Source organism: Streptomyces sp. NPDC057877 (assembly GCF_042796855.1).
In the GTDB taxonomy this organism is placed as follows: domain Bacteria; phylum Actinomycetota; class Actinomycetes; order Streptomycetales; family Streptomycetaceae; genus Streptomyces.
Genome location: NZ_JBHVMS010000005.1, coordinates 243,971 through 267,247 on the forward strand (window position 1 = coordinate 243,971; position 23,277 = coordinate 267,247).

The window sequence follows — 23,277 nt, forward strand, 5'->3', positions numbered from 1 at the left end:
CATGACAACCGACACCACCACCCAGACCACCCCCGGCGCCACCACCCCCGGCACCCCCGTCCTCGACGCACGCGGCGTCACCATGCGCTTCGGCGGCCTCACCGCCGTACGCAACGTCGACCTCACCGTCAACAGCGGCGAGATCGTCGGACTCATCGGACCCAACGGCGCCGGCAAGACCACCTTCTTCAACTGCCTCACCGGCCTCTACATCCCCACCGAGGGAGAGGTCCGCTACAAAGGCAACATCCTGCCGCCCAAGTCCTTCAAGGTCACCGCCGCGGGCATCGCCCGCACCTTCCAGAACATCCGGCTCTTCGCCAACATGACCGTCCTGGAAAACGTCCTCGTCGGCCGCCACACCCGCACCAAGGAAGGCCTCTGGTCCGCCCTCCTACGCGGCCCCGGCTTCCACAAGGCGGAAGCCGCCTCCCGCGAACGCGGCATGGAACTCCTCGAATTCGTCGGCCTCGCCAGCAAGGCCGACCACCTCGCCCGCAACCTGCCCTACGGCGAACAACGCAAGCTCGAAATCGCCCGCGCCCTCGCCAGCGAGCCCGGCCTCCTCCTCCTCGACGAACCCACCGCGGGCATGAACCCCCAGGAGACCCGCACCACCGAGGAACTCGTCTTCGCCATCCGCGACAAGGGCATCGCCGTCCTCGTCATCGAGCACGACATGCGGTTCATCTTCAACCTCTGCGACCGCGTCGCCGTACTCGTCCAAGGCGAAAAGCTCGTCGAAGGCGACCCCGCCACCGTGCAGGGCGACGAACGCGTGGTCGCCGCCTACCTCGGAGAACCCTACGAGGACGCCCCCGGCGCCTCCGAGGTCGCCGAAGTGGAAGCCGCCGAAGCCAACGCCGACGCCACCACGGACGCCGCGCCCGGCAAGGAGAACGACCGATGACCGCACTGCTCGAAGTCGAGGACCTCCGCGTCGCCTACGGCAAGATCGAAGCCGTCAAAGGCATCTCCTTCAGCGTCGAAGAAGGCCAGGTCGTCACCCTCATCGGCACCAACGGCGCCGGCAAGACCACAACCCTGCGCACCCTGTCCGGCCTGCTGAAGCCGGTCGGCGGCCAGATCCGCTTCAACGGCAAGTCGCTGAAGAAGACCCCCGCCCACCGGATCGTCTCCCTGGGGCTCGCCCACTCCCCCGAGGGGCGGCACATCTTCCCCCGCATGACGATCGAGGACAACCTCCGCCTCGGCGCCTTCCTCCGCAACGACAAACCCAGCATCGAAAAGGACATCCAGCGCGCCTACGACCTCTTCCCCATCCTCGGCGAACGCAGGAAGCAGGCCGCGGGCACCCTCTCCGGCGGCGAACAGCAGATGCTCGCGATGGGCCGCGCCCTGATGTCCCAGCCCAAACTGCTCATGCTCGACGAGCCCTCCATGGGCCTCTCCCCGATCATGATGCAGAAGATCATGGCCACCATCGCCGAACTGAAGTCCCAGGGCACCACCATCCTGCTCGTCGAACAGAACGCCCAGGCCGCCCTCTCCCTCGCCGACCACGGCCACGTCATGGAGATCGGCAAGGTCGTCCTCTCCGGCACCGGCCAGGACCTCCTCCACGACGAGTCGGTCCGCAAGGCCTACCTCGGCGAGGACTGACACCCACGCCGGTACGACGACGAGGCCCGCGCCTCCCGACCACTCGGGGGGACGCGGGCCTCGCCGTATACGACGACGTCAGTCCTTGGCGGCCTTCTTCTCCTCGGCGTCCTGAATGACCGCCTCCGCCACCTGCTGCATCGACATCCGCCGGTCCATCGACGTCTTCTGGATCCACCGGAACGCGGCGGGCTCCGTCAGCCCGTACTCCGTCTGGAGAATCGACTTCGCCCGGTCCACCAGCTTCCGCGTCTCCAGCCGCTGGCTGAGGTCCGCGACCTCCTTCTCCAGCTCCTTCAGCTGCGTGTACCGCGAGACGGCCATCTCGATCGCCGGTACGACATCACTCTTGCTGAACGGCTTCACCAGGTACGCCATCGCCCCCGCGTCCCGCGCCCGCTCCACCAGGTCACGCTGCGAGAACGCCGTCAGCATCAGCACCGGGGCGATCGACTCCTCGGCGATCTTCTCCGCGGCGGAGATACCGTCCAGCTTCGGCATCTTCACATCCAGGATCACCAGATCCGGCCGGTGCTCCCGCGCCAGCTCCACGGCCTCCTCACCATCACCGGCCTCACCGACGACGGTGTATCCCTCTTCCTCGAGCATCTCTTTCAGATCGAGCCGAATCAGCGCCTCGTCCTCGGCAATGACGACACGGGTCGTCAGCGGAGGCACGTGCGACTTGTCGTCTTCGGGCACGTCTACGGGCTGGGGCGACTCGGGGGCGGTCACTGGGGCGCTCCTTGTTCCGGGGCAGGCAGGTACTGCTCCCAAGAGCCTACCTAGCTGCGGTAAGGTAGTTGGCACAGAGTCGAAGTGAACCTTCGATTCCTTGGGCCCCGGTAGTCCAATTGGCAGCAGACGATGGTCTCAAACACCATACAGTGTGGGTTCGAGTCCCACCCGGGGCACTTTTCCTTCAGATCCAAGGTTGACGCCGACCAAGCGGATGCTTACGTTCTCGTGAACATCCGCTTTTCGCTGCGTGCCGTCACGATCAGTAACACACAGTGGGTGCATGTACGACGTCAGCACACGCGAGCGAGCATTGATGCTGGTCGCCGCTGGGCGCAGCTTGAACTCGGTCAGCAAGGAGACGGGCATATCCCGGGCAGCGATTCGCTCCTGGCGGACCCGTATCGAACCTCGCCGACGTGCAGGTCGCCCCTGCCCCAGATGCCAGGAGACACCCAGCCCGCCTGAGGACCCAGCAGCATACGCCTATCTGCTGGGCCTCTATCTCGGTGACGGCTGCATCAGCGCTCACCGCCGGGGCGTCTACTTCCTGCGAATCGTGTTGGACAACACCTGGCCAGGCATCATCGACGCCTGCGAGGCCGCGATGCGCTCCGTCCGCCCGGATAACAGTGTGTGTCGCGTCAAGAAGCAGGGCTGCGTCGCCGTTACAGGCTCCAGCAAGCACTGGCCCTGCCTCTTCCCACAGCACGGCCCCGGCATGAAGCACCACCGCAAGATCACCCTAGAACCCTGGCAGCAAGCCATCGTCGACGCTCACCCTTGGGAGTTCATCCGCGGCCTCATCCACTCCGACGGCTGCCGCATCACCAATTGGACGACCCGCACAGTCGCTGGCGAACGCAAGCGCTATGAATACCCGCGCTACTTCTTCACCAACAAGTCGGACGACATCCGGAACCTCTTCACCGGCACCCTCGACAACCTCGGCATCGAGTGGACGTCCTGCACGCTCAACGTATCCGTCGCCCGCAAAGCCTCCGTAGCCCTCATGGACGCCCACGTCGGGCCCAAGTACTGACCCCCTACACCGTCTCCTCGCCGATGTGATGCACCCGCACCATGTTTGTCGTCCCCGACATCCCCGGCGGCGAGCCCGCCGTGATGATGACCGTGTCGTTCTGCTCGCAGCGGGCGTACTTGGTCAGCAGTTCGTCGACCTGGTCCACCATGGCGTCCGTGGAGTCGACGTGTGGGCCGAGGAAGGTCTCGACGCCCCAGGTGAGGCTGAGTTGGGAGCGGGTCGCCGGGTCGGGGGTGAAGGCGAGGAGGGGGATCGGGGAGCGGTAGCGGGACAGGCGGCGGGCCGTGTCGCCGGACTGGGTGAAGGCGACGAGGAAGCGGGCGCCGAGGAAGTCGCCCATTTCCGCTGCCGCCCTGGCGACCGCGCCGCCCTGGGTGCGGGGCTTGTTGCTTTCGGTCAGCGGGGGCAGGCCCTTGGCCAGCATGTCCTCTTCCGCGGCCTCGACGATGCGGGCCATGGTGCGGACCGTCTCCACGGGGTATTTGCCGACGCTCGTCTCGCCGGAGAGCATCACCGCGTCCGTGCCGTCGATGACCGCGTTGGCGACGTCGCTGGCCTCGGCCCGGGTGGGCCGGGAGTTGTCGATCATGGAGTCGAGCATCTGGGTGGCGACGATGACTGGTTTGGCGTTGCGGCGGGCCAGTTTGATGGCGCGTTTCTGGACAATCGGCACCTGTTCGAGGGGCATTTCGACGCCGAGGTCACCGCGGGCGACCATGATGCCGTCGAAGGCGGCGACGATGTCGTCGAGGTGGTCGACGGCCTGGGGCTTCTCGACCTTGGCGATGACGGGGAGGCGGCGGCCTTCCTCGGCCATGATGCGGTGGACGTCCTCGGCGTCGCGTCCGCTGCGGACGAAGGACAGGGCGATGACGTCGAAGCCGGTGCGCAGGGCCCAGCGGAGGTCGGCTTCGTCCTTGTCGGAGAGGGCGGGGACGGAGACGGCGACGCCGGGGAGGTTGAGGCCCTTGTTGTCGGAGACCATGCCGCCTTCGAGGACGGTGGTGTGGACGTGGGGGCCGTCTACGGCGGTGACTTCGAGGCATACTTTGCCGTCGTCGACGAGGATGCGCTCACCGGGGGTGACGTCGGCGGCGAGGCCTTTGTAGGTGGTTCCGCAGGTGGTGCGGTCGCCTTGGGTGTTGTCCTCGACGGTGATGGTGAAGGTGTCGCCGCGTTCAAGGAGTACGGGGCCTTCGGCGAAGCGGCCGAGCCGGATCTTCGGACCCTGAAGGTCGGCGAGGATTCCGACGCTGCGGCCGGTTTCGTCGGCAGCCTTGCGCACGCGCTGGTAGCGCTCCTCGTGGTCGGCGTAGCTGCCGTGGCTGAGGTTGAATCGGGCGACGTCCATTCCGGCTTCGACCAGGGCCTTGATCTGGTCGTATGAGTCGGTGGCGGGCCCCAGGGTGCAGACGATCTTCGCTCGGCGCATGTTTCGAGCCTAGGCCTTACCGGTGGGTAGAGAATTGGTGCGGCATGACTACTCAACAACCTTTCAGTGAAGGGGTGTTGACAAGTGTTGAATTGTGCGCCCGGGCGCTCTGATGAGCATGCGATCAGTAATGCGCTCCGGTATTGCGATCCGGTGATGTGGCGCAGTGAGGAAAGGCTTGCAGAGTGTGAGCGAATTCGGCTGCTTTTTCGATGCAGTACGGCTAGAGGGTGGGCGGCGCCATGGTGAAGCGGGCGTGGACGGCGGCGTGGACGTGTTGGCGTTGGGGTTGGAGGTCGAGGGGGGCGGCGGCGGCGTCCTCGGCGGCGGCCGCGTAGGCCATGGAGCGCATACCGGTGGCGACGGGGTGGTAGTGGTCGGGGTTCTCGGCGCCGAGGTCGGCGAGTTCGACGAGGGCGGCGAGGGTGGTGCCGAGGGCTTCGGCGTATGCGCGGGCGCGTTGGACGGCGTCGGTGACGGCCTGTTGGTGGGCGTGCCGGTGGGCGGGTGAGTCGGGGCGCAGGGCCCACCAGGGGCCGTCGACGCGGGTGAGGTCGAGGTCGGCGAGGCGGGTGGTGAGTTCGCCGAGGGCGGTGAAGTCGGTGAGTTCGGCGGTGATGTGGACGGTGCCGTGGTAGGTGCGGAGGCGTTCGCCGCGGCCGTGTTTGGTGAGTTCGGGGGTGATGGAGAAGGTGCCGGTTTCCAGGCGTTCGACGGCGTCGCCGTAGGTCTTGACGAGGTCGAGGGCGGTGGTGTTGCGGTGGGTGAGGTCGTCGAGGGCGCTGCGGCGGTCGCGGCCTCGGGCGTGGACGGTGATGGCGATGCGGGCTGTTTCGGGGTCGACTTCGAGGTGGGCTTCGCCGCGGACGGCGAGGCGGGGGGCTTCGGGGGTGCCGTAGGGCTGGGCGGTGGGTGTGGTCATACGTCCCACTGTGTCAGGGGTGGTTCACAGGTGGGGTCATCAGATCGAAACGTGGTGGGCCTGTTGCTGTTGGTTGTGGGCGGGTCAGAATCTACGCGCGTTATCTACGCGCGTCGTTGGGACCACGCTCCAAGGAGTACGAGCCATGCCGTTGAACCGCCGGAAGTTTCTGAAGAGGTCTGCTGTGACGGGAGCGGGGGTGGCGGTCGCGGGCGCGGCGGCGGCTCCGGCGGCGCAGGCCGCCGCGCGGGGTGGGAGGCCCGGTAAGCGGTACTCGCTGTCGGTGCTGGGCACGACCGATCTGCACGGCCGGGTCTTCAACTGGGACTATTTCAAGGACGCCGACTACGCGGACGCGGCGGGCAACACCCAGGGTCTGGCGCGGATCTCGACCTTGGTGGACCAGGTTCGTGCGGAGAAGGGCCGTCGTAACACGCTGCTGCTGGACGCGGGTGACACGATTCAGGGCACCCCGTTGACGTATTACTACGCGAAGGTCGATCCGATCACCGCCGAGGGCGGGCCGGTGCATCCGATGGCGCGGGCGATGAACGCGATCGGCTATGACGCGGTGGCGCTGGGGAACCACGAGTTCAACTACGGCATCGAGACGCTGCGGAAGTTCGAGGAGCAGTGCGACTTCCCGTTGCTCGGTGCGAACGCGGTGGACGCGAAGACGCTGCGGCCCGCCTTCCCGCCGTACTTCATGAAGACGTTCCGGGTGCCGGGGGCGAGGCCGGTGAAGGTGGCGGTGCTGGGGCTGACGAATCCGGGCATCGCGATCTGGGACAAGGCGTATGTGCAGGGCAAGCTGGCGTTCCCGGGGCTGGAGGAGCAGGCCGCGAAGTGGGTGCCGAAGCTGAAGTCGATGGGCGCGGACGTGGTGGTCGTGTCGGCGCACTCGGGTTCGTCCGGTACGTCGTCGTACGGTGACCAGTTGCCGTATGTGGAGAACGCGGCGGCGAACGTGGCGCGGCAGGTGCCGGACATCGACGCGATCCTGGTCGGGCACGCCCACGTGGAGATCCCGGAGCTGAAGGTCACCAACGACAGGACCGGGAGGACGGTGGTGCTGTCGGAGCCGCTGGCGTATGCGCAGCGGCTGTCGGTGTTCGACTTCGAGCTGGTGTTCTCGAGGGGCCGTTGGAGTGTGGAGTCCGTTTCGGCGAAGGTGCTGAACTCGAACGCGGTCGCCGATGACCCGAAGATCACCAAGCTGTTGTCGGACGAGCACGCGAAGGTCGTCGAGTACGTCAACCAGGTTGTCGGTACGGCGACTCAGACCCTGACGACGGTGGACGCCCGGTACAAGGACGCCCCGATCATCGACCTGATCACCAGGGTTCAGGAGGATGTCGTCAGGGAGGCGTTGGCGGGCACGGAGTACGCGGCGCTGCCGGTGATCGCGCAGGCGTCGCCGTTCTCCCGTACGTCGGAGATCCCGGCTGGTGAGGTGACCATCCGTGATCTGTCGAGTCTGTACGTGTATGACAACACGCTGGTGGCGAAGCTGATGACGGGTGCGCAGTTGCGCGCGTACCTGGAGTATTCGGCGGAGTATTTCGTGCAGACGGCCGCCGACGCGCCGGTGGACGTCGCGAAGCTGACCAACGCGAGCAACCGTCCGGACTACAACTACGACTACGTCTCGGGTCTGTCGTACGACATCGACATCGCGCGGGCGGCGGGTTCGCGTATCAGGAACCTCATGTACGGCGGTGCCGCTCTCGATGACGCGCGGCAGTTCGTGTTCGCGGTGAACAACTACCGCGCGAATGGTGGTGGCGCGTTCCCGCATGTGGCGTCGGTGAAGGAGCTGTGGTCGGAGTCGACGGAGATCCGTACCCGGATCGCGGAGTGGGTGACCGTGAAGGGTGTGCTGGACCCGGCGGACTTCGCGTCGGTGGACTGGAGGCTGACGCGGGACGGTACGCCGGTGTTCTAGTCGGCGGTCGGGTGGGGGCAGCCTCAGATTCCGTCCCTCAGGGGGGTGAGTGTTCTCGCCTCGTACTGGCGTGCGGCCGGGATCTGGGGCTGTCGCTGTTCCAGGCCGAAGGTGGTGAAGGCGGTGCGGTGCGGGAGGGGGTAGGGCTCCTTGCCGGTGAGGGCGTTGAGGATGGTGGCGCTGCGCCAGGCGGCGAGGCCGAGGTCGGGGGTGCCGACGCCGTGGGTGTGGCGTTCGGCGTTCTGGACGTAGAGGTGGCAGCCGGCGGCGGTGATGGCGGGGTCGAGGGCGAGGCGGTGGTGTTCGTCGATGCGGGGGCGGTGGTGGCTGTCGCGGCGTAGGTAGGGGTCGAGGGCGGCGAGGAGGCGGGTGAGGGGGCGTTCGCGGTGGCCGGTGGCGAGGACGACGGCGTCGGTGGTGAGGCGGCTGCGGGTGCTCTGGTGGATGTCTTCGAGGTGGAGTTCGATTTTGGTGGTGGCGATGCGTCCGGCGGTGCGGACGCGGACGCCGGGGGTGAGGACGGCGTCGGGCCAGCCGCCGTGCAGGGTGCGGCGGTACAGCTCGTCGTGGATGGCGGTGATGGTGTCGGTGTCGATGCCCCGGTGGAGTTGCCACTGGCTGGTGAGGAGGTGGTCGCGGACGGGTTCGGGGAGGGCGTGGAAGTAGCGGGTGTAGTCGGGGGTGAAGTGTTCGAGGCCGAGTTTGGAGTACTCCATGGGGGCGAAGGCGGGGGTGCGGCCGAGCCAGTGGAGGCGTTCGCGGCCTGCCGGGCGGTGGCGGAGCAGGTCGAGGAAGATCTCGGCGCCCGACTGTCCTGAGCCGATGACGGTGATGTGGTCGGCGGTGAGCAGGGTGGCGCGGTGGTCGAGGTAGTCGGCGGAGTGGATGACGGGGACGCCGGGTGCGTCGGTGAGGGGGCGCAGCGGGTCGGGGATGTGGGGTTCGGTGCCGATGCCGAGGACGACGTTGCGGGTGTAGGTGCGGCCGAGTGTCTCGGCCTGGCCGCTGGGGTCGAGTTGGGTGTGGTCGACCTCGAAGATGTCGCGTTCGGGGTTCCAGCGGACGGCGTCGACCTGGTGGCGGAAGTGGAGTCCGGGGAGGCTGCTGGCGACCCAGCGGCAGTAGGCGTCGTACTCGGTGCGCTGGATGTGGAAGCGCTCGGCGAAGTAGAAGGGGAAGAGCCGGTCGCGGGCCTTGAGGTAGTTGAGGAAGGTCCACGGGCTGGCGGGGTCGGCGAGGGTGACGAGGTCGGCGAGGAAGGGCACTTGGACGCGGGCGCCGTCGAGGAGCAGGCCGGGGTGCCAGGTGAAGGTGGGTCGTTGCTCGTAGAAGACGGCGTCGAGTTCGGCGAGGGGGTGGGCGAGGGCGGCCAGGGAGAGGTTGAAGGGGCCGATCCCGATGCCGACGAGGTCGCGGGGGGTGTCGGGGGTGGTGGCGGGGCCGGGGGTGGGTTTCATCGGGGGGTGGTTCCTTTTTCGGGTGTCGCTTCTACGAGCGTCGCTTCTACGAGTTGCAGGAGTGCGGCCAGGTCGTCGGGCCCGGTGTGGGGGTTGAGGAAGGTGGCCTTGAGCCAGAGGCGGCCGTGGGCCGGGCGGGCGCGGCCGAGGACGGCGTGGCCGTCGGTGATGAGTTGGCGGCGCAGGGCGGCCACGGTGGTGTCGGGGGCGCCGGTGGGGCGGAACAGGACGGTGCTGATGGTGGGTGGGGCGTGGAGTTCGAGGGCGGGGTGGGCGTCGACGAGCGCGGCGAAGTCGTGTGCGCGGGCGCACACTTGGTCGATGAGTGCCCCGAGGCCGGTGCGGCCGAGTGTCTTGAGGGTGACGGCGATCTTGAGGATGTCGGGGCGGCGGCTGGTGCGCGGGGAGCGGCCGAGCAGGTCGGGCAGGCCCGCTTCGGTGTCGTCGGCGGGGTTGAGGTAGTCGGCGCGGTGGTGCAGGGCGGTGAGGTCGCCGGGGTTCTTGAGGGTGAGCAGGCCCGCGGCGATCGGTTGCCAGCCGAGTTTGTGCAGGTCGAGGGCGAGGGTGTGGGCGCTGTCCAGGCCGGTGAGCAGGTGGCGGTGCTGGTCGCTGAACAGCAGGGGTCCGCCGTAGGCGGCGTCGATGTGGAGTCGGGCGCCGTGTGCTCGGCAGCGGGCGGCGATGGCGGGCAGGGGGTCGATGAGTCCGGCGTCGGTGGTGCCCGCGGTGGCGGCGACGAGGTGGGGGCCGGGGTGTGCGGTGAGGGTGTCGTCGAGTGCGGTGGGGTCGAGGGTGCCGGTGGGGGTGGGGATGGCGACGGGTTCGGGAAGGCCGAGGAGCCAGGCGGCGCGTGGGAGGGAGTGGTGGGCGTTGGCGCCGTGGACGAGCCGTACGGTGCGCCGGGGGTGTGTCTCGCGGGCGAGGAGCAGGGCGAGCTGGTTGGCCTCGGTGCCGCCGGTGGTGACGAGGGCGTCGGCGTGACCGGCTTCGTGGGCCAGGGCGCGGGTGACGAGTCTTTCCAGTTCCGAGGCGGCGGGGGCTTGGTCCCAGGAGTCGAGGGACGGGTTCAGGGCGCTGGTGGCGAGGTCGGCGGCGGTGGCCACGGCGAGTGGCGGGCCGTGCAGGTGGGCGGTGCACAGGGGGTGTGCCGGGTCGGCGGCGCCTTCGGCGAGGGCGTGGACGAGGTGGCGCAGGGCGTCCGGTTCGCCGTGCTGCGGGAGTACGTCCCCTACGGCGTCGCGGAGCCGGGCGGCGGTGGCGTCCGGGCCGCCGGCGGGGAGGGGGCCGCCGCGGGCCCGGGTGCCGGTGCGCAGGGCGTCGAGGACGGTGTCGAGCAACGGCCGCAGTGCGTCGGGGCCGTGGGGGCCTGAGGCGAGGGGCGGCGTGCGCATGGGCTGTCCTCCGGGCGCGGGCAGAGCGGGTCCGCCGGTGGACTCCCAGCTTGTCCGTGGGGGTCGCGGTGCGCCCGGAAAGCGCGGGATCGCTACCCGAAAGGGGGTACCGGGGCGTTGGCCCCCCGCGGTGGCGGCGGGCTGTCACCCGCCGCCGGTGCGGTCCGTCATGCCTCCGTGGACGGCTGCTGTGCCTCTCTGACGCGCAGGGCGCGGGCCAGGTCGTCGAGTTGGTCGATGAGCTTGCGGCGCAGTGCCGGGATGAGGTCGGCGTCGCGCAGGCACTCCTCGCCGTGCCGGAGGGTTTCGGCGTCGACGGCGTGGGCGGGGAAGGCCCAGCGGCCCGCGGCGTCGGCGATGGCGGGGCCGCGGCGGGCGGCGAGGGCGACGGCGTCCTCGTAGTACCGGGCGAGGTACGGGCGGAGCAGGTCGGCCTGTTCGGGCTGCCAGAAGCCGCGGGCGGTGGCGGTGAACAGGTAGTTGGACAGGTCGTCGTGGCTGAACATGGCCTCCCACGCGGTGGCCTTGGCTTCGGGGTCGGGCAGGGCGGCGCGGCAGCGGGCGGCGCCTTCCTGGCCGGTGGCGCTTGGGTCGCGGGCCAGTTCGGCGGCGATGGCGGCCTCGTCGGTGGCGCCGAGGACGGCGAGGCGGCCGAGGATGCGCCAGCGCAGCTCGGGGTCGAGTTCGGGGCCGCCGGGGACGGTGCCGTCGGCGAGCCAGGCGGCGAGGGTGTCGGGTTGGGCGGCGACGTCGATGGCGTGGCGTACGGCGATCAGGCGCAGGCCGGGGTGGTCGCCGTCCTCGGTGCGGCGGATGAGGTCGCGGCACAGGGAGGAGAGGGTGGCGAGGGCGGCGGGGCGGTCCTCGGGCGTGGTGTAGCGGTCGGCGATCTGGGTGGCGGCGAAGACGAGGACGCCCTGGGTGACGGCGAGGTCCGTCTCGTGGGGGAGGTGGGTGCGGGCGGTGCGGAGGTAGGTGGCGGGCGGGAGTTCGCCGTCGCGGACGGCGTCCCTGAGGGCGTTCCACACGACCGCGCGGGTGATCGGGTCGGGCAGGCCGGAGAGGTTTTCGCCGAGGGTGTGGAAGGACTTCTGGTCGAAGCGGACCTTGGTGTAGGTGAGGTCGCCGTCGTTGAGGACGAGCAGGGCGGGGGGCTTGCCGATGGGGTGGCCGCCGTCGGGGTGCGGGACGTCGAGTTCGACGCGGTGGCGCAGGGTGAGGCGGCCCTCGTCGGTGAGGTCCTGGTCGTAGACGCCGACGGCGATGCGGTGGGGGCGGGTGCCGGTGCGGTCGACGGTGAGGGTGCAGACGCCGCCGTCGCCGGGGGTGATCCGGGGGGTGAGGGTGTCGACGCCGGTGGTGCGCAGCCAGGTGTCGGCCCAGGTGTGGACGTCGCGTTCGGTGGCGTCGGCGAGGGAGTCGATGAAGTCGGCGAGGGTGGCGTTGCCGAACTTGTGGCGGGTGAAGTGGTTGTTGATGCCGGAGAGGAAGTCCTTCTCGCCGAGCCAGGTGACGAGTTGGCGGAGGGCGGAGGCGCCCTTGGCGTAGGAGATGCCGTCGAAGTTGAGCAGGGCGGAGGCGGTGTCCTCGACGGAGTCGGGTGCCACGGGGTGGGTGGAGGGGCGCTGGTCGGCGTCGTAGCCCCAGGCCTTGCGGGTGATGCCGAAGTCGGTCCAGGTGTCGGTGAAGCGGGTGGCCTCGGCGGTGGTCTGGTAGCCCATGTACTCGGCGAAGGACTCGTTCAGCCAGATGTCGTCCCACCAGCGCAGGGTGACGAGGTCGCCGAACCACATGTGGGCCATCTCGTGGGCGATGACCATCGCGCGGGTCTGCCGCTCGGTGTCGGTGACGGCGGAGCGGTAGACGAACTCGTCGCGGAAGGTGACCAGTCCGGGGTTCTCCATGGCGCCCGCGTTGAACTCGGGGACGAACGCCTGGTCGTAGGAGTCGAAGGGGTACGGCTCGTCGAACTTCTCGTGGTAGCGGTCGAAGCACGCGCGCGTGACGTCGAGGATCTCGTCGGCGTCGGCGTCGAGGTGGGGGGCGAGGGAGCGGCGGCAGTGGATGCCGAAGGGCAGGTCGCGGTGTTCGGTGCGGATGGAGTGCCAGGGGCCCGCGGCGACGGCGACGAGGTAGGTCGAGATGGGTGGCGTGGTGGCGGCCTGCCAGCGGCCGTCTCCGAGGTGTTCGGTGATGCCGTTGGCGAGGACGGTCCAGCCTTCGGGGGCCGTGACGGTGAGGTCGAAGACGGCCTTCAGGTCGGGCTGGTCGAAGGCGGCGAAGACGCGCTGGACGTCGTCCATGAACATCTGGGTGTAGACGTAGGTCTCGCCGTCGCTGGGGTCGGTGAAGCGGTGCATGCCCTCACCGGTGCGGGAGTAGCGCATGCGCGCGGTCAGGCGCAGTTCGTGCTCGCCGGGGGTGAGGTTCTTCAGGGGGAGGCGGTTCTCGGTGAGGCTCTCCGGGTCGAGCGGGTGTCCGTCGAGCGTGGCGGAGCGCAGTTCGGCGGGCTTGACCTCGACGAAGGTGTCCGTGGCGTCCTGGTCCGCGCGCACGGTGAACCGGATGACGGTCCTGGAGTCGAAGGTGTCGTCGCCGCCCGTGAGATCGAGGTCGATCGTGTAGCGGTGGACGTCGAGGAGCCTGGCACGGGTCTGCGCTTCGTCGCGCGTGAGTACGGACATGCAGACATGCTGCCTGATGGCACTGACAGCGCACAGGGGCGGAGGGGATCGCGGCCGGTTCGGGCGTTATGTCCGGTCCTGGGCGGGGGTTGCGGGTGGGTCGGGGGCGGGGTGCGGGGGCGCTTCCTGGGGGGTGGGGGTGCGCTGGACGGGGAGGCGGGGGTCCGGGCCCCAGGGGTCGGGGGGCCAGGTGTCCGGGGTCCAGGTGTCGGGGGTGGGGAGGTGGGGGCGCAGGGCGCCGTGGGTGCCGGGAGCGCCTGGGAGGGCATGGGCGCTTGGGGCGCCGGAGGGTTGGGGGGCGGGGTCGTTCTTGATCAGGCTGCGCAGTTCGCGGATCTCCTGTTCCAGTGCCAGGCGGCGCTGGTGGGCGTCGTAGAGGTAGCGGACCTTGGTGCGCAGGGTCCAGGGGTCGACGGGCTTGGTGACGAGGTCGGCGACGCCGAGCTGGAAGGCGGTGGCGGCGAGTTCCTGGTCCTGGGCGAAGCCCGTGAGCAGAACGACGGGAATGTGCTGGGTCTGCTCCAGGCGCCGCAGGTAGCGCACGACCTCCAGGCCGCTGATGCCGGGCAGGCGCACATCGAGCAGCAGCAGGCCGACCCGGCCCCGGAGAACCTGTTTGAGGGCCTCGTCCCCGCTGGTGGCGCTGGCGAGCAGGTGGCCGAGTGGGGCGAGGGCGCTCTCCAGCGCGTACAGCGTGTCGTCGTGATCGTCGACGATGAGGATCCTGGCGTCCGGTGGCATGCCCGACCTCCCTCCCGCGCGGGACCCGGGACGCGCCCGGCCGCTGACGGGGAGTGCTCGCCGGTTGACAAGGAGTGCACAGCGCAGCATGCCCCTTACGCGGCCCGCTGTCACGCCCTCCGGGCAACTGCCGAGGTCAATCGGCCACCGGCGCCGAGCCGTTCACGGCGTCCCCGGCGATGCTCTCGTGGTGCCGGATGACCTCGGCGATGATGAAGTTGAGGAACTTCTCGGCGAAGGCCGGGTCCAGTTTGGCGTTCTCGGCGAGCGCGCGCAGCCGGGCGATCTGCCGGGCCTCCCGGGCCGGGTCGGCGGGCGGCAGCTGGTGGGCGGCCTTGAGGTGGCCGACCTGCTGGGTGCACTTGAACCGCTCGGCGAGCATGTGGACGACGGCCGCGTCGATGTTGTCGATGCTGTCCCGCAGCCGGGCGAGTTCCGCGCGGACCGCGGGGTCGACGTCACCGGTTCCGGTGTTGCTGGTGGTCATGGGTGTTCACCCTACGTGGACCTCGGAACGGCTCAGGTACCGATGCCCTCACCGATGCTCTTGTGGAGGCAGACGTCCGCGTGGCCGCCGGGGACACCGGGGATGCGGCCGGTCTCCCGGAAGCCGTGCCGGACGTAGAAGCCGGGGGCCTGGAAGGTGTACGAGGAGACGGCCAGGTCGGTGCAGCCGCGCCGCACGGCCTCGTCCTCGGCGGCGCGCAGCAGTCTGCCGCCCCAGCCCGCGTGCCGTTGGTCCGCGCGCACCCACAGCATGTCGATCGCGCACAGCCCGCCCCAGACGTACGCGGTGAGCCCGCCGACGAGTTCGCCCGCCCCGTCGGTGACGCTGACGGTGAGTCCCTCGGGGACTCCGGCGCCGGTCGCCTCGGCGTTGAAGGCGGTCAGCTCGTCGTCGAGGCGCTGTTCGAGGGCGTCGTCCTTGCCGCCCACATGGAGGTGTTCCGTGGTGGTCACGCACGGATTGTGCCGGAACGCGGGCCGGAGGGCGAGACGATTTCCGGCGGAGCCGCAGGTCGGTCCCCTGGGGTGCTTTCGCGGGTCCCTTGGGGTACGGCTCCGCCGGAGTGGCGGCGGTGTGGTGCGGTGCCTCGTACTGTGAGGCGACCGGGTTGTGGCGGAGCGCCCCGCTGTCGGGCAGTCGCCGCGCCGTCGCGAAGTGGCCGGGCTGTGGTCAGGCCACCGCGCCTTGGCGAAGCGCTTCCCCGGCACGAAGTCACCGCGCCTTGGAGAAGCGCCCCCCCAACACGAAGTCACCGCGCCTTGAAGAAGCGCCCCCCGCCACAAAGTCACCGCGCCTTGAAGAAGCGCCCCCGCCACCAAGTCACCGCCCCGCACCGAAGCGCCCCACCCCCGCGAAGCGCCCCCCACCGCTAGGCACGCCGGTACCGCGAGGCACGCCCGTACCGCGAAGCACCCCCGTCACCCTTAGAGCGCGTCCACCGCCCTCAGAGCGCGTCCGCCGCCCGAGCTATCTGCCCCGCGAACGTGCTGACCTCGGTATAGACGCCGGGCACCCCCGTGCGGGCGCAGCCGTCGCCCCAGCTGACTATGCCGACCTGGAGCCACTTGCCCGCGTCGTCCTTGCGGAACATGGGGCCCCCGGAGTCGCCCTGGCAGGTGTCGATGGCGCCGCGCGGATGCCCGGCGCACAGTTCCTCCTTCGACACCAGCCGGTCGCCGTAGTGCCACTTGCACGCGCGGTCGCTGATGAACCCCACCTGGGCCTTGCGGAGCTTGGTCGTGCCGGTGTTGGCGTTCTCCCGGGTGTCGCCCCAGCCCGCGACGGTGAACACGCCGCGGTTGTGGCGCGTGGTGGTGGCGATCTTCAGCGTGGGCCGGTCGATCGGCCGGGCGAGTTTGATCAGCGCCCAGTCCTTGCCGGTGCCGTTGTAGCCCGGCGCCTGCTTGACCTTGGTCGATCTGACCTTGATCGCGGCGGACGAGTTGAGGTCGGCGACACCCGCCGTGACGGTGATACGGGTGTTGTTGCCGGAACCGTCCACACAGTGCGCGGCGGTCAGTACGACGTCCTTCTTGTAGAGCGCCCCGCCGCAGCCCATCGAGAGATGGACGAGGAAGGGGAACTCACCCTGCGCGGCGGGCGTTCCTCCCACGACACGCGTGGAGGCGGCCTCGGCACTCAGGGGCTGGAGGGAGGCGACCGCGAGGGCCACGGCACCCGTGGCCGCGGCCCGCTTCGCCAGGGACAGGCGCCCTCGGCCCCTGTCACCTTTGGTTGCGTTATGGGTCAACGTACGTCCCTTCGTGGGGGGTTGGGCGGCTCGCAGTATGGGTAGAGGGCGGCGTGCATGACAAGGACCGATGTCACGCCCCCGTGACGGAACCCGACCAGGCAGAATCCGCTCTACCCCTCGTACAGTGGAATCGGGTTCACAGCGTCTTGGGGGTACGGACGTGGCGAACGACGGACCGGTCGAACACGGCTACCCGCATCTGGAGACGGTGCGGGCCGCGATCACCGCGCTGTACAGACGGCTGTCGTACGACACCGTCCAGACGTTCGCGACCAGCGTCCCCCCGGTCGACGTGGCGTTCTGCGACACCGACGACCTCTACCTGGGCGCCCAGCGGGTGGCCCGTGAACTGGTCCGGCACTACCGCCTGCCGGACGCCCGGCTGATCGTCAGCTTCCGTGAGATGACGCACGCGGCGAACGTCGAACTCGCCGCCGGGCCCGAGTACTTCGTGGAGCTGAACGACCGCTTCCGCACCCACCGCCGGGACATCGGCGCGGCCCTCGCCCACGAGATCATGCACGTCTATCTGCACCGGCTGGATCTGTCGTTCCCCGGCACCCGGGACAACGAGATCCTCACGGACACCGCGACGACGTATCTGGGCGCGGGCTGGCTGCTCCTCGACGCGTACCGGGAGGACTCGGCGTCGTCCCAGAAGCTGGGCTATCTCACGCCGGAGGAGTTCGGGTACGTGCTGGCGAAGCGGGCGCTGCTGTTCGGTGAGGACCCGTCGACGTGGTTCACCAGCCCGCAGGCGTACACGGCGTATGTGAAGGGCATGGCCCGGGCCCGCAGGGACGAGCAGCAGCCACCGCTCACCGCGGCGGGCTGGGCGGGCCGCCGCCGCTACGCCCGCGACCGCCGCCACGCCCAGGACCCCCACCACGCCGCCGCGCTGCTGCCGGAGCCCGGCGCCCCGTACGCCTTCACCCCGGACGGACACGGCCCCCTACGCGTGTCGTTCCCCTGCCCGACCTGCCACCAGCGCATCCGGGTGCCGGTACGGGGGCGGGTGCGGGCGCGGTGCGGGTTGTGCCGCACGGTGCTGGAGTGCGACACATAGCCCCCGCGGGCCGCCGCGAGGAGTCGTATCGGCCTACGCCTACGCTCCGTAGACCGCCCCTGGTGGCTCCGCCCGCGCCACCAGCTTCAGCATCGTCTCCCCCACCTCACGCACCCCCCACCGTCCCCCTCTCTCCGCGCCGGGCCCTCTCCGCCACCCCTCCATGACCGTCACCCGGCCCCCTTCCACCTCGAACACCCGGCCGCTCACCCCTGAGCACGCGGCGGATCCCAGCCACACCACGACCGGCGACACGTTCTCCGGTGCCATGGCGTCAAAGGCACTGCCCGGGCCTTCCGGTACGGCCATCGTCTCGGCGAACACCGCTTCCGTCATCCGGGTCCTGGCCACCGGCGCGATCGCGTTGACCTGGACCCCGTACCGCCCCAGCTCCGCCGCCGCCACCAGCGTCAGCCCCAGGATTCCGGCCTTGGCGGCGCTGTAGTTCCCCTGCCCCACGGACCCCAGCAGCCCCGCGCCGCTGCTGGTGTGGACGACCCGGGCGACCGGCGTGCGCCCCGCCTTGGCCTCCGCGCGCCAGTACCCGGCGGCGTGCTTCAGCGGCAGGAAGTGCCCCTTCAGATGGACCCGGATCACCGCGTCCCAGTCGTCCTCCGCCAGATTGACGAGCATCCGGTCCCGCAGGAACCCGGCGTTGCCGACCAGCGTGTCCAGCCCTCCGTAGGTCTCCACGGCCGTCCGTACGAGGGACGCGGCGCCCTCGTTCGTCGCCACGTCCCCGCCGTGTGCGACCGCCTCGCCGCCCGCCGCACGGATCTCCGCCACGACGCGTACGGCGGGACTGTCGGCGTCGGGTGCGCCGTCGAGGCCGACGCCGAGGTCGTTGACGACGACCCGCGCGCCCTCGGCGGCGAAGGCACGCGCGTGTGCGCGCCCGAGGCCGCGCCCCGCCCCGGTGACCACGACGACCCGCCCGGCACACAACCCACGTCGCCCGTCCATCTCACGTCTCCCGTCGTCCGACATGCACGTTCGCCGCGTCCAGGAACACCGGCCGCTCCCCGCCCCCGTGCACCAGCAGGCTCGCCCCGCTGATGTAGGCGGCGGCGCCGGAGGCGAGGAACACCGCCGCCGCGCCGACGTCGGCGGGTTCGGCGAGCCGCCCGAGCGGCACGGTGCGGGCGACGGCCGCGACGCCGTCGGTGTCGCCGTAGTGCAGCGCCGACGACTCGGTGCGGACCATGCCGACCACGAGCGTGTTGACCCGCACCTGGGGCGCCCACTCCACGGCCATCGAGCGGGCGAGGCTCTCCAGCCCCGCCTTGGCCGCCCCGTACGCCGCCGTCCCGGGTGAGGGGCGTCCCCCGCTGACGCTGCCGATCATCACGATGCTGCCCCGCGTCCGCCTGAGGTGCTGGTAGGCGGCGAGGGAGGTGATCAGCGGGGCGGTGAGGTTCAGTTCGATGACCCTGGCGTGCCGCTCGGGCGCGGCGTCGGCCAGTGGGCGGTAGGGCGCGCCGCCCGCGTTGTTGACCAGGACGTCCACCCGGGGCCGGGCGGCGAAGAAGTCCCCGACCGCCGCCGCGTCCCGTACGTCGAGCGGTGCGAACTCCACCCCGTCGAGCGGTACTTCGGGGGGCCGCCGGGCGCAGCTCACCACCTGGGCCCCGGCGTCGGCGAAGGCCCGCGCGATTCCGGCTCCGACGCCCCGGGTGCCGCCGGTGACGACGACGACCCGGTCCCGCAAGTTGTCCACAGGCCGCTTGCCCCTGGCCCGGTCGTCCATGGCCCGGTTATCCACAGGCCCTCCCACGGCCCGTCGGGTGCTGCTAGCTTCGAAGCGTCGCCGCACCTAACAAATGTTTGGTGGAAAGGTAGCTGATGTGCCCATGGGTGTCTCCACCTCGTCCCCGGAAAAGGGGATTTCCGTCGTCACCGTCGACTGCCCGCCGGTGAACGCGCTTCCGGCGCACGCCTGGTTCGCCCTGGCCGAGGCCGTGCGCGCGGCCGGTCGTGACCCCGGCGTGCGGTGCGTGGTGCTGGCCGCCGTGGGCCGTGGGTTCAACGCGGGTGTGGACATCAAGGAGATACAGGCACGGGGCGACAGCGCGCTGCTGGCCGCCAACTCCGGCTGCGCGGCGGCCTTCGCGGCGGTGTACGAGTGCGAGACGCCGGTGGTGGCGGCGGTGCAGGGCCACTGCCTGGGCGGCGGCGTCGGCCTGGCGGGGAACGCGGACGCGATCGTGGCGAGCGAGGACGCCGTCTTCGGCCTGCCCGAGCTGGACCGCGGAGCCCTCGGCGCGGCCACGCATCTGGCCCGGCTGGTCCCGCAGCACCTGATGCGCACCCTGTACTACACCGCGCGCACGATCACCGCCGCCGAGCTGCACGGGCACGGCTCGGTGTGGCGGGTGGTGCCGCGCCCCGGACTGCTCCCGGCCGCCCTGGAGCTGGCCCGCGAGATCGCCGCCAAGGACGGCCGGCTGCTGCGGCTGGCCAAGGCCGCGATCAACGGCATCGATCCCGTCGACGTACGTGGCGCCTACCGCTTCGAACAGGGCTTCACCTTCGAGGCCGCGCTCAGCGGCGTGGCCGCCCGGATCCGCGCCGACTTCGGCAGGGAAGGAAAGGACGCACCCGAGTGAGCGACATGACCACGGCCAGGACCATGCCCACCGGAGCCACAAGGCCCGCCGACAAGACCATGACCGCCGACGAGGCCGTCTCCCGGCTGGCCAGCGGCATGACTCTCGGCATCGGCGGCTGGGGATCGCGCCGCAAGCCGATGGCGCTGGTGAGAGCACTGCTCCGGTCCGAGATCACCGATCTCACCCTCGTCTCGTACGGCGGCCCGGAGGTCGGCATGCTCGCCGCCGCCGGACGCGTCCGCAGGCTGGTGGCCCCCTTCGTCACCCTCGACTCGATCCCGCTCGAACCGCACTACCGCGCGGCCCGTGAGCGCGGCGCCCTCGAGCTGACGGAGGTCGACGAGGCGATGTTCCTGTGGGGTCTGCGAGCGGCCGCGCACCGGCTGCCGTTCCTTCCCGTGCGGGCCGGGCTCGGCTCGGACGTGATGCGGGTCAACCCGGCCCTGCGCACGGTGACATCGCCGTACGACGACGGGGAGACGTTCGTCGCCATGCCCGCCCTGCGCCTGGACGCGGCCCTGGTGCACCTCAACCGCGCCGACCGGCGGGGCAACGGCCAGTATCTGGGCCCCGACCCCTACTTCGACGACCTGTTCTGCGAGGCGGCGGACGCGGCCTACGTGTCGTGCGAACGGATCGTGGAGACCGCGCAGCTGACGAAGGAGGCCCCACCCCAGACCCTCCTGGTCAAACGGCACACGGTCACGGGCGTGGTCGAGGCCCCGAACGGCGCGCACTTCACGTCCTGCGCCCCTGACTACGGCCGGGACGAGACCGTCCAGCGGGAGTACGCGACCACACCCTGGCCGGAGTTCGCCGAGCGGTACCTCCACGAGAGGACGCCATGAGCACGCCCGGGAACACGCCCCGGAACACGCCCCGGAGCACGCCTACGAGCGCCACGCGGAGGACACCCATGAGCGCGACGCGGAGCGAGTACTGCGTGATCGCCTGCGCCGAGGCCTGGCGCGGCGCGGGCGAGATCCTGGCCAGCCCCATGGGTCTGATCCCGTCCGTCGGCGCGCGCCTGGCCCGGCTCACCTTCGCCCCGGAGCTGCTGCTGACCGACGGCGAGGCGCTGCTGACGACGGCGGACGGCACCGTCGAGGGCTGGCTCCCCTACCGCCAGCACCTGGCCCTGGTCACCGGGGGCCGACGCCATGTGATGATGGGCGCGAGCCAGATCGACCGCTACGGCAACCAGAACATCTCGTGCGTCGGCGACTGGGAGAAACCGAGGCGCCAACTGCTGGGCGTCCGAGGTGCGCCGGTCAACACCCTGAACAACCCCACCAGTTACTGGATCCCACGGCACTCCCGGCGGGTGTTCGTCGCGAGGGTCGACATGGTGTGCGGGGTGGGCTACGACCACGCGGGCGGCGCCCGCTTCCACCACGTCCCGCGCGTCGTCTCCGACCTCGGCGTGTTCAACTTCGCGACACCGGACCGTTCGATGCGGCTGGCCTCGCTGCATCCGGGGGTGACGGTCGAGGAGGTGCGGGAGGCCACCGGCTTCGCGCTCGCGGTCCCCGACGAGGTGCCGTACACCCGCGACCCCACCCCGGCGGAGCTGCGGCTGATCCGCGAGGTGATCGACCCGGAGGGCGCCCGCGCGAGGGAGGTGGATCACTGATGGAGACCGCGCTGACCCGGCTGGCCGGGGTCCGTCACCCGCTGGTGCAGACCGGGATGGGATGGGTGGCCGGGCCGCGCCTGGTCTCCGCGACGGCGAACGCGGGCGCGCTCGGTGTCCTGGCCTCGGCGACGATGACCGTGGACCGGCTGCGCGAGGCGATACGCGAGGTCAAGTCCCGTACGGACGCTCCCTTCGGGGTCAATCTGCGGGCGGACGCCTCGGACGCCGCCGACCGGGTCCGGCTGATCGTCGACGAGGGTGTGCGGGTGGCCTCCTTCGCCCTCGCGCCCTCCCCCGGACTGATCGCCGAACTCAAGGAGGCGGGCGTGGTGGTGATCCCGACCGTGGGCGCGCGCCGCCATGCCGAGAAGGTCGCGGCCTGGGGCGCGGACGCGGTGATCGTGCAGGGCGGTGAGGGCGGCGGGCACACCGGCGAGGTGGCGACGACGGTGCTGCTGCCGCAGGTGGTGGACGCGGTACGGATCCCGGTGGTGGCGGCCGGGGGGTTCTTCGACGGCCGGGGCCTGGTCGCGGCGCTGGCGTACGGGGCGGCGGGCGTCGCGATGGGCACGCGCTTCCTGCTGACGTCGGACTCGACGGTGCCGGACGCGGTGAAGACGCGCTATCTGGCGGCGACGGTGCGGGACGTCACGGTCACCAGGGCGGTCGACGGACTGCCCCACCGCATGCTCCGCACGGAACTGGTCGACGCGCTGGAGGACTCCGGCCGTACCCGGGCCCTGGTCCACGCGCTGCGCCGCGCCGCCGCCTTCCGGAGGCTGTCCGGCACGAGCTGGCCGCGGATGATCCGGGACGGGCGGGCGCTCAGGCACGGCAAGGAGCTGACCTGGAGCCAGGTCCTGCTCGCCGCGAACACGCCGATGCTGCTGAAGGCGTCGATGGTGGACGGTCGTACGGATCTGGGGGTGATGGCGTCGGGGCAGGTCGCCGGGGTGATCGAGGATCTGCCGTCCTGCCGGGAACTGGTGGACCGGATCATGGGCGAGGCCGCGGAAACCCTGGGCGCGCTGGCGGAGGGCGGTGCTTCAATGCCCGCATGACAGAGACGATCAAGGAGCCCTGGGGGCTCAGTGTGTTCGGCGCGGGCAGTGTGCGGGTGGAGCCGCAGCTGGTCCGGGTGAAGCTGACGGTGGAAACGCTGGAGCCCGCCCCCGAGCAGGCGTTCCAGGAGGCGGGCGCGGCGGTGGCACGGCTGCGGGAGGTGCTGCGCGGGCACGGGATACCGGACGCCTCGGTGTCGGGTTCCCGGCTGCGGCTCAGCTCGGAGTACAGCGGCTACGGCGGCGAGCGGGAGTTCCTCGGCTATCTCTGCAAGGCGCAGTACGTCGTCGAGAGCGAGGCGCTGGACGGCCTTCAGCAGCTCATCGTGGACGCGGTGGCGGCGGGGGCGCGCGGCATCGACAGCGTCGAATTCGACGTCCACGACAAGCCCGCGCTGCGGGACGAGGCGCGCCGCAGGGCGGTCGCCGCCGCACGCCGCAAGGCCCAGGTCTACACGGAGGCGGCGGGCGTGCGGCTGGGCGCGGTGGTGCACATCCAGGACGTGGACTCCGAGTCGTACGAGTTCCGCCAGCGCCGGGGGCACGGCGGTGGTGGCGGCAGCTCCGCGGGCGACCTGGCGCCGGGGATGGTGGAGGTGTCGGCGGGCGTGGTACTGGGCTTCGCACTCGGTCGCTGAGTCACCTCGCCCATCGCTGGCGCACGGC

At 70.6% G+C, this 23,277-nt stretch carries 22 protein-coding genes and 1 tRNA gene; 11 read left to right on the forward strand and 12 right to left on the reverse strand.

The window, feature by feature from the left end:
* Position 1: 1 nt before the first annotated feature.
* Complete coding sequence (locus tag ACFVQG_RS16140; protein WP_383382400.1) at positions 2-910, forward strand: ABC transporter ATP-binding protein; 909 nt, start codon at positions 2-4, stop codon at positions 908-910.
* Positions 907-1,623 carry an ABC transporter ATP-binding protein gene (locus ACFVQG_RS16145; protein ID WP_383382403.1) on the forward strand — a complete coding sequence of 239 codons (717 nt, stop codon included), beginning with the start codon at positions 907-909 and terminating at the stop codon, positions 1,621-1,623. The genes ACFVQG_RS16140 and ACFVQG_RS16145 overlap by 4 nt, the downstream gene beginning before the upstream one ends.
* A gap of 78 nt (positions 1,624-1,701) precedes the next feature.
* On the opposite strand, the gene ACFVQG_RS16150 is transcribed toward ACFVQG_RS16145, so the two are convergent.
* Positions 1,702-2,358, reverse strand: coding sequence for an ANTAR domain-containing response regulator (locus tag ACFVQG_RS16150; protein WP_383382406.1), 657 nt, complete (start codon positions 2,356-2,358; stop codon positions 1,702-1,704).
* 104 nt (positions 2,359-2,462) lie between these two features.
* Here ACFVQG_RS16150 and ACFVQG_RS16155 point away from each other — a divergent pair.
* Positions 2,463-2,537: transfer RNA gene (locus tag ACFVQG_RS16155), tRNA-Leu, on the forward strand.
* Between the two features lie 107 nt (positions 2,538-2,644).
* Positions 2,645-3,403, forward strand: coding sequence for a transcriptional regulator (locus ACFVQG_RS16160; RefSeq protein ID WP_383382409.1), 759 nt, complete (start codon positions 2,645-2,647; stop codon positions 3,401-3,403).
* Between the two features lie 4 nt (positions 3,404-3,407).
* Here the strand turns inward: ACFVQG_RS16160 and pyk are convergent, their stop codons facing one another.
* Together pyk and ACFVQG_RS16170 are read right to left on the reverse strand one after the other, a co-directional pair.
* Entirely contained in the window at positions 3,408-4,838 is a 1,431-nt protein-coding gene (gene pyk, locus ACFVQG_RS16165) for a pyruvate kinase (protein ID WP_383382412.1), read from the reverse strand.
* A gap of 223 nt (positions 4,839-5,061) precedes the next feature.
* A complete protein-coding gene (locus ACFVQG_RS16170) occupies positions 5,062-5,760 on the reverse strand; it encodes an SIMPL domain-containing protein (protein WP_383382415.1) in 699 nt (232 codons plus the stop codon).
* A gap of 145 nt (positions 5,761-5,905) precedes the next feature.
* Here ACFVQG_RS16170 and ACFVQG_RS16175 point away from each other — a divergent pair, with 145 nt between their 5' ends.
* Positions 5,906-7,705 (forward strand): bifunctional metallophosphatase/5'-nucleotidase, encoded by a 1,800-nt coding sequence (locus ACFVQG_RS16175; protein WP_383382418.1) that lies wholly within the window; start codon positions 5,906-5,908, stop codon positions 7,703-7,705.
* Between the two features lie 23 nt (positions 7,706-7,728).
* Here ACFVQG_RS16175 and ACFVQG_RS16180 read toward each other — a convergent pair whose 3' ends face one another.
* The 7 genes from ACFVQG_RS16180 to ACFVQG_RS16210 all read right to left on the reverse strand — a co-directional run bounded on the left by ACFVQG_RS16180 (position 7,729) and on the right by ACFVQG_RS16210 (position 16,194).
* Positions 7,729-9,162 (reverse strand): lysine N(6)-hydroxylase/L-ornithine N(5)-oxygenase family protein, encoded by a 1,434-nt coding sequence (locus ACFVQG_RS16180; protein ID WP_383382421.1) that lies wholly within the window; start codon positions 9,160-9,162, stop codon positions 7,729-7,731.
* Positions 9,159-10,553: a pyridoxal phosphate-dependent decarboxylase family protein gene (locus tag ACFVQG_RS16185; RefSeq protein ID WP_383382424.1), complete on the reverse strand. Its 1,395-nt coding sequence runs from the start codon at positions 10,551-10,553 to the stop codon at positions 9,159-9,161. The genes ACFVQG_RS16180 and ACFVQG_RS16185 overlap by 4 nt, the downstream gene beginning before the upstream one ends.
* A 167-nt stretch (positions 10,554-10,720) precedes the next feature.
* Entirely contained in the window at positions 10,721-13,237 is a 2,517-nt protein-coding gene (pepN, locus tag ACFVQG_RS16190) for an aminopeptidase N (RefSeq protein ID WP_383382427.1), read from the reverse strand.
* Positions 13,238-13,303: 66 nt separating this feature from the next.
* A complete protein-coding gene (locus ACFVQG_RS16195; RefSeq protein WP_383382433.1) occupies positions 13,304-13,978 on the reverse strand; it encodes a two-component system response regulator in 675 nt (224 codons plus the stop codon).
* Between the two features lie 136 nt (positions 13,979-14,114).
* Positions 14,115-14,465, reverse strand: coding sequence for a chorismate mutase (locus ACFVQG_RS16200; RefSeq protein WP_383382437.1), 351 nt, complete (start codon positions 14,463-14,465; stop codon positions 14,115-14,117).
* A gap of 32 nt (positions 14,466-14,497) precedes the next feature.
* Complete coding sequence (locus ACFVQG_RS16205; RefSeq protein WP_383382440.1) at positions 14,498-14,938, reverse strand: GNAT family N-acetyltransferase; 441 nt, start codon at positions 14,936-14,938, stop codon at positions 14,498-14,500.
* 491 nt (positions 14,939-15,429) lie between these two features.
* Positions 15,430-16,194, reverse strand: a complete 765-nt coding sequence (locus tag ACFVQG_RS16210; protein ID WP_383383802.1) for a S1 family peptidase — start codon at positions 16,192-16,194, stop codon at positions 15,430-15,432.
* A gap of 205 nt (positions 16,195-16,399) precedes the next feature.
* On the opposite strand from ACFVQG_RS16210, the gene ACFVQG_RS16215 reads away from it, so the two are divergent.
* Complete coding sequence (locus ACFVQG_RS16215; protein WP_383382443.1) at positions 16,400-17,305, forward strand: hypothetical protein; 906 nt, start codon at positions 16,400-16,402, stop codon at positions 17,303-17,305.
* 39 nt (positions 17,306-17,344) lie between these two features.
* Here ACFVQG_RS16215 and ACFVQG_RS16220 read toward each other — a convergent pair whose 3' ends face one another.
* Both ACFVQG_RS16220 and ACFVQG_RS16225 read right to left on the reverse strand, forming a co-directional pair.
* Positions 17,345-18,268: an SDR family oxidoreductase gene (locus ACFVQG_RS16220; RefSeq protein ID WP_383382446.1), complete on the reverse strand. Its 924-nt coding sequence runs from the start codon at positions 18,266-18,268 to the stop codon at positions 17,345-17,347.
* A gap of 1 nt (position 18,269) precedes the next feature.
* Positions 18,270-19,022: an SDR family oxidoreductase gene (locus ACFVQG_RS16225; protein ID WP_383382449.1), complete on the reverse strand. Its 753-nt coding sequence runs from the start codon at positions 19,020-19,022 to the stop codon at positions 18,270-18,272.
* A gap of 133 nt (positions 19,023-19,155) precedes the next feature.
* Here ACFVQG_RS16225 and ACFVQG_RS16230 point away from each other — a divergent pair, with 133 nt between their 5' ends.
* The 5 genes from ACFVQG_RS16230 (at position 19,156) to ACFVQG_RS16250 (ending at position 23,249) form a co-directional block, all read left to right on the forward strand.
* Positions 19,156-19,911, forward strand: coding sequence for an enoyl-CoA hydratase family protein (locus tag ACFVQG_RS16230; protein ID WP_383382452.1), 756 nt, complete (start codon positions 19,156-19,158; stop codon positions 19,909-19,911).
* Positions 19,912-19,916: 5 nt separating this feature from the next.
* Positions 19,917-20,762 carry a CoA transferase subunit A gene (locus ACFVQG_RS16235; RefSeq protein WP_383383805.1) on the forward strand — a complete coding sequence of 282 codons (846 nt, stop codon included), beginning with the start codon at positions 19,917-19,919 and terminating at the stop codon, positions 20,760-20,762.
* Positions 20,763-20,830: 68 nt separating this feature from the next.
* Entirely contained in the window at positions 20,831-21,547 is a 717-nt protein-coding gene (locus ACFVQG_RS16240) for a CoA-transferase subunit beta (RefSeq protein WP_383382455.1), read from the forward strand.
* Complete coding sequence (locus tag ACFVQG_RS16245; RefSeq protein ID WP_383382458.1) at positions 21,547-22,611, forward strand: NAD(P)H-dependent flavin oxidoreductase; 1,065 nt, start codon at positions 21,547-21,549, stop codon at positions 22,609-22,611. The genes ACFVQG_RS16240 and ACFVQG_RS16245 overlap by 1 nt, the downstream gene beginning before the upstream one ends.
* Positions 22,608-23,249: an SIMPL domain-containing protein gene (locus ACFVQG_RS16250; RefSeq protein WP_383382460.1), complete on the forward strand. Its 642-nt coding sequence runs from the start codon at positions 22,608-22,610 to the stop codon at positions 23,247-23,249. The genes ACFVQG_RS16245 and ACFVQG_RS16250 overlap by 4 nt, the downstream gene beginning before the upstream one ends.
* Positions 23,250-23,277: the final 28 nt, after the last annotated feature.

Bases quoted from the DNA above. Each gene is read 5' to 3' on its own strand.
- ACFVQG_RS16160 (WP_383382409.1), top strand. From the start codon at position 2,645: ATGTACGACGTCAGCACACGCGAGCGAGCATTGATGCTGGTCGCCGCT.
- ACFVQG_RS16230 (WP_383382452.1), top strand. From the start codon at position 19,156: ATGGGTGTCTCCACCTCGTCCCCGGAAAAGGGGATTTCCGTCGTCACC.
- ACFVQG_RS16240 (WP_383382455.1), top strand. From the start codon at position 20,831: ATGAGCGCGACGCGGAGCGAGTACTGCGTGATCGCCTGCGCCGAGGCC.
- ACFVQG_RS16170 (WP_383382415.1), bottom strand. From the start codon at position 5,760: ATGACCACACCCACCGCCCAGCCCTACGGCACCCCCGAAGCCCCCCGC.
- pepN (WP_383382427.1), bottom strand. From the start codon at position 13,237: ATGTCCGTACTCACGCGCGACGAAGCGCAGACCCGTGCCAGGCTCCTC.
- ACFVQG_RS16180 (WP_383382421.1), bottom strand. From the start codon at position 9,162: ATGAAACCCACCCCCGGCCCCGCCACCACCCCCGACACCCCCCGCGAC.
- ACFVQG_RS16195 (WP_383382433.1), bottom strand. From the start codon at position 13,978: ATGCCACCGGACGCCAGGATCCTCATCGTCGACGATCACGACGACACG.
- ACFVQG_RS16185 (WP_383382424.1), bottom strand. From the start codon at position 10,553: ATGCGCACGCCGCCCCTCGCCTCAGGCCCCCACGGCCCCGACGCACTG.
- ACFVQG_RS16220 (WP_383382446.1), bottom strand. From the start codon at position 18,268: ATGGACGGGCGACGTGGGTTGTGTGCCGGGCGGGTCGTCGTGGTCACC.
- ACFVQG_RS16145 (WP_383382403.1), top strand. From the start codon at position 907: ATGACCGCACTGCTCGAAGTCGAGGACCTCCGCGTCGCCTACGGCAAG.
- ACFVQG_RS16140 (WP_383382400.1), top strand. From the start codon at position 2: ATGACAACCGACACCACCACCCAGACCACCCCCGGCGCCACCACCCCC.
- ACFVQG_RS16245 (WP_383382458.1), top strand. From the start codon at position 21,547: ATGGAGACCGCGCTGACCCGGCTGGCCGGGGTCCGTCACCCGCTGGTG.
- pyk (WP_383382412.1), bottom strand. From the start codon at position 4,838: ATGCGCCGAGCGAAGATCGTCTGCACCCTGGGGCCCGCCACCGACTCA.
- ACFVQG_RS16250 (WP_383382460.1), top strand. From the start codon at position 22,608: ATGACAGAGACGATCAAGGAGCCCTGGGGGCTCAGTGTGTTCGGCGCG.
- ACFVQG_RS16175 (WP_383382418.1), top strand. From the start codon at position 5,906: ATGCCGTTGAACCGCCGGAAGTTTCTGAAGAGGTCTGCTGTGACGGGA.
- ACFVQG_RS16235 (WP_383383805.1), top strand. From the start codon at position 19,917: ATGACCACGGCCAGGACCATGCCCACCGGAGCCACAAGGCCCGCCGAC.
- ACFVQG_RS16200 (WP_383382437.1), bottom strand. From the start codon at position 14,465: ATGACCACCAGCAACACCGGAACCGGTGACGTCGACCCCGCGGTCCGC.